Origin of the sequence: Gemmatimonas sp. (assembly GCF_044345575.1) — a bacterium.
GTDB lineage: Bacteria > Gemmatimonadota > Gemmatimonadetes > Gemmatimonadales > Gemmatimonadaceae > Gemmatimonas.
Genome location: NZ_JBIJAW010000250.1, coordinates 1 through 4,978 on the forward strand (window position 1 = coordinate 1; position 4,978 = coordinate 4,978).

The 4,978-nt window shown below is 63.0% G+C and carries 4 protein-coding genes; all 4 read left to right on the forward strand.

Annotated features, from left to right (window positions below):
- Positions 1-713, forward strand: a 713-nt coding sequence (locus ACIQ6O_RS12805) for a DUF3473 domain-containing protein (protein WP_396208180.1), incomplete at its 5' end; no start/stop codon positions are given.
- Positions 706-1,737, forward strand: a complete 1,032-nt coding sequence (locus ACIQ6O_RS12810) for a FemAB family XrtA/PEP-CTERM system-associated protein (RefSeq protein ID WP_396208181.1) — start codon at positions 706-708, stop codon at positions 1,735-1,737. The genes ACIQ6O_RS12805 and ACIQ6O_RS12810, both read left to right, overlap by 8 nt.
- Before the next feature lie 17 nt (positions 1,738-1,754).
- Entirely contained in the window at positions 1,755-2,588 is an 834-nt protein-coding gene (locus tag ACIQ6O_RS12815; RefSeq protein WP_396208182.1) for a polysaccharide deacetylase family protein, read from the forward strand.
- Positions 2,522-4,441 (forward strand): ABC transporter ATP-binding protein, encoded by a 1,920-nt coding sequence (locus ACIQ6O_RS12820; protein ID WP_396208183.1) that lies wholly within the window; start codon positions 2,522-2,524, stop codon positions 4,439-4,441. The genes ACIQ6O_RS12815 and ACIQ6O_RS12820 overlap by 67 nt, the downstream gene beginning before the upstream one ends.
- Positions 4,442-4,978 lie beyond the last annotated feature (537 nt).

Here is a 4,978-nt window from a genome sequence, read left to right on the forward strand (position 1 = left end):
CCGACCACGGGGCCACGGGCACGTTCTTCACCCTTGGCTGGGTGGCCGAGCGCTATCCGCAGCTGGTGCGGCGTATTGCAGACGCGGGGCACGAAGTGGCCTCGCACGGCTACTGGCACCAGCGTATTCCCACGATCACCGAAGCCGCGTTTCGTGACGACGTGCAACGCGCGAAGGCGGTGTTAGAGGATGCCTCGGGGACAGCCGTGACCGGATATCGTGCCCCCAGCTTCTCGCTCACCGACGCGGTGCCCTGGGCAGCGCGCGTGCTGGTGGAAGAGGGGTACCGGTACGACTCCAGCCGCTTCCCTATCACCCGCCCCGGGTACGGGACGGCGAGCGGCGCCCGTGAGCCACATGTGCTCACCACCGAGGCGGGGCCATTGCATGAGTACCCGCCGGCCGTGTGGCCGGTGGCCGGCATCAACGTGCCGGTGGCGGGTGGCGGCTGGTTCCGGCAGTTCCCCCGGTGGGTGATCGAGCGCGGACTGGCGCAGGTGTTGCATGAAGGACAGCCAGCGGTCTTCTATCTGCACCCGTGGGAGGTGGACCCAGAGCAGCCGCGGCTGCCGGTGGGTCCCCTTACGCGCGTCCGGCATTATCGCGGACTGCACGCGTGCGCCGACCGGCTACGCCTGCTGATGCAGCGCTTCGCGTTCCGGTCGATCCGTTCGTTCGAGAGCGCCCCAGTGACTTCTGCCGTTCATGCCTGAATCAATCCGCATCACCGAAGCCACCGACAACGACGCCGAGGCGTGGAACCGGTTCGTGGAGCAGCACGAGCAAGGCAGCACGTTCCACCGGTGGGAGTGGCGTGGAGTGTACACCGGCGTGTACGGGCACGAGTCGCCCTATCTCATGGCCCGCGATGGCGACGCATTGGTTGGCGTGTTGCCACTGGTACGGGTGAAGAGCCTGGTGTTCGGGCACTATCTGGTGAGCCTCCCCTTTGTGAGCTACGGCGGCCCGTTGGGTACCGCCGCGGCGCAGCGCGCGCTTACGGCGCGCGCGGCAGAGCTGGGCAAGAGCGCCAAGCTGGTGGAGCTGCGCTCGCGTGTACCCATCGAGACGGCGCTCACACCGGTAGCCCGCAAGATCACCGTGGTGCTGGATGTGGTGCCCAACGACTACGAAGCAACACTCAAGCGGTTCGACAGCAAACTGCGCAGTCAGGTGCGTCGCGGCGAAAAGGAAGGGATCGTGGTGAAGTTCGGACGGGAGCACGCGGCGGACTATCATCGCGTGTTCACCGAACACATGCGCGACCTGGGGTCGCCGGCGCATGGGCTGCACTTCTTCGAGCGGCTGGCCGACGCGTTGGGTGACCGCGCCTGGATTGGCGTCGCGTACTTGGGAACGGAGCCCGTGGCCGCCGGTTTCGCCATCGAGAACGGCGCCGAGGTGGAGATCTCGTGGGCGTCGGCACTGCGCCGGTATCAGAAGATCTCGCCGAACATGGCGCTGTACGGGGCGTTCATCCGCCGTACGTGCGAACGCGGGTTCAATGCGTTCAACTTCGGGCGGTGTACCGAGGGGTCCGGCACACACCGTTTCAAGCAGCAATGGGGCGGGCGTGACGAACCGCTCCCGTGGTATCAGCAGCATGATCGGCGAACGGTGGCGGTGCCGCCCAACGCCGAAAGCGGCGGGTATGGCGCCGCCGTCCGAATCTGGCAGCGGTTGCCGCTCGTTGTCACCAATTCTCTGGGCGCGCGCCTCATTCGGGGGATTCCGTGAAGGTGGTGCGGACATCGATGAGAGGACTGGTCGAACGTCTCCTCGTTCGCGTTCCCGCGCGCCACCGTGGCGGGGCGCGTCTCGTGCTCGCGTATCACAACGTGGTGGCCGACGCCTCCCGGATTGGAGGCGATCGTTCGCTGCATTTACCGGCTGCCACGTTCCAGCAGCAACTCGACGTCGTGCGGGCCGAAGCGGCGATCGTGCCACTCATGGAATTGCTGGAGGGCGAGGAGACCTCCTTCCCGCGTGTGGCCATCACCTTCGACGACGCGTACGAAGGTGCCCTGCAGCATGGCCTCAGTGCCTGTGCCGCTCGGGGGCTTCCCTGCACCGTGTTCGTCAGCCCGGCATTGCTAGGGACCATCCCCGAATGGGATTGGCGAGCGGCCGGCGGCACGTGGGACGCGAACGCACGACATCGGTTTCTGTGGGATGAGCGCGGCTTCGGGCATCATCAGCAACGCGTGGCGGGAGATGACGCTCTGGTGGCATTTTCGATCGCCACGCTCGACGGTGTCAGGCATGCTGCGCGCTTCCCGCAGGTCACATTCGGGAATCATACGATGCATCACGCCAATCTGGGCGCACTCGACACGGCCGACGTGGAGGCGGAGATTCATGCGTGCGCTGAATGGCTCGACAGCCAGTCTGCCCTCTCCACCGTTCCGGTGGTTGCCTATCCGTACGGGAGTGCGCCGCGCTCGCAGGTCCCTGAGCGCTTCGGGCTGCTGGTGGCAGGTGGGTGGTTCCGCGCTCCGGTTCCATCACACGCGATTCCACGGTGGAACGTCCCGAGTGGCGTATCGATGAACGGTTTTCGGGCGCGCCTGCGCGGGTGGCTGCTGTGAGCATCGGCCAACTGTGGCGCTCATTGCGGTTGATGCTGTCGCCAGTACAGCGGCGACGCTATCCCTTCGTGCAGCTTTTTTTCATCGTAGCTGGGCTGTTTCAGGTCGTCGGCGCCGGTTCGGTCGCGCCGTTCGTGGCCTTGCTGTCCCGTCCTGAGATTCTGCACACCAACCCCCTCGCCAGCAGCGTCTATCAGGCGGTCGGCTTCGCCAGTGACACACAGGCGCTGATCGCCTTCGCGGCACTGATGATCATCGCGTTGGCGCTTTCGAATCTGGTGGCGGCCGTGACGGTATGGCTCACCTTTCGCGTGTCGCTGGGACTTGGTGCGGAACTCCAGCGCGATCTACTCACCTGTTTTCTGCGGCGCGACTACTCGCAGCTTGCCGGCACGAACTCATCGCAGCTTATCACGAAAATCTCCGTCGGTGCGCCACGATTTGCTTACAATGTGATGCAGCCGCTCATGACGATAGCGAGTCAGGCAGCAATCGTGCTCGTGATCGTGGTGGGACTGATGCTGTATCAGCCGAGGGTGGTGTTGATCTTCGCCTTGCTGGTGGGTGGTGGCTATGGGCTGCTGTTTCTGCTCGTACGGAACCGGCTGGTGTTTCACGGCGATAGCCTGTGGCAGGGTGGCAAACTGAAGCAGCGGCTCCTGCAGGAGAGTCTGGGCGGTCTCAAGGAGATCCGGCTCTCCGGCACCGAGGAGCGTTATAGGGCGAGGTACCTCGAAGTTGCCAACCGTGGGTACGCATCCGAAGCAATTGTCGGTCTTTTGGCCGATGTACCGCGGTTCGTGCTGGAGACAATTGTCTTTGCGGTGCTTCTTCTGATCGCGATATTCGAACTGCGCGCTGGCACAACACCAGCTGAGGTGATCGGCGTGTTGAGCGTATACGCCATGACGGGTTACCGCCTCCTGCCGGCTGGCCAGGCCATCTTCAAGGCGGTCTCCCAGGTTCGGGCCAATCTACAGGTGATCGACGAGATTCTTCCCGACGTACTGGAAGGGCGCCGTACCGACGCGCGACAGACTGAGTCGTCCGCCGCGGCGCGCCCGGCGTACCCAGCGGACATATTGCTCGACGATGTGTGGTTTGCGTATCCGAACAGCAGCGAGCCGGTGTTGCGTGGAGTAACAGCGCGCATTCCGGCGCATTCGCTCACCGTCGTCGTTGGCCATTCGGGATCGGGCAAGAGTACGCTCAGCGATCTGCTCCTTGGGCTTTTGCGCCCCGAACGCGGCCGTGTAACCGTTGGCGGCGTGGACGTCTCGACGATGGGCCCGCGGTGGTTCGAGTGTGTCGGCTATGTACCGCAATCGATCTATCTTCTCGACGACAGCATCGCCAACAATGTGTCTTTCGGAAGCGCCGAGGAACCAGATCCGCGGCGACTCGCGCAGGCGCTCGAGCAGGCTCGTCTCGCCGATCTCGTGTCATCACTCCCTGAAGGCGTGAACTATCGGGTGGGCGAACGTGGGTCTCTTCTCTCTGGCGGCCAGCGCCAGCGCGTGGGACTCGCGCGCGCACTGTACAATGACGCAGACTTTTTGATCCTGGACGAAGCGACATCGGCGCTCGACGGACGAACAGAAGCGGAAGTACTGGATACGCTATTGGAGCTACGAAAGGATCGTTCCATCGTGATGATCGCCCATCGCGTTACGACCATTCAGGCGGCCGACTACGTCATTATGCTGGACGCTGGACGTGTAGTAGGCGAGGGTACATTCGCAGAACTTCGTCGATCAAATGCGCGCTTTGCCGAGCTCGTGAACACGGCGTTCTCCGCGGAGGATGCGTACGATCCCGCAGGAACTCCTGTAATGAGCGATGAGGTTTGCTGATGTCACCTAGCGTTCTGCTCCTATTTCACTGTCGAGCGAACACTGGATACGCCATTGCGACGTTGGAGCGCGTGTTTCACGAGGCCGCGCGTGTGGTAGCCGGTGAGAGTAGTCGGATCCACTACGCCTACTCGAACCTATCGACCGGCTTCCCAAAGCATCTGCTAGATCATGCCGGGAGCGTCACGTCGGTAACCTATTCTGCAGAACGCTCCGAGCTCGAGAAGTTCTCCGCTTGGGTCCGTGATCATCAAATCACTCACACCTTGGCGTTTGATCTTCCGGTCTCCGTTCCGATTGCCAAGGCGCTGAGAGCTTCCGGTGTACGACGCATCGTTTCTTATTGGGGTGCATCGATCAGCGGGATTTATCCGTGGTATCTCCGCCCACTTCGACGACTCCAGTACCAGTTGTCAGCTCATCGTCCCGATCTATTCGTCTTCGAGTCTGAAGGGATGAGGGAGCGCGCGGTCCTTGGCGCTGGCATCCCTGTAGCGCGCACTTCGGTGTGCAAAATTGGTGTTGACTGCTCTCGAT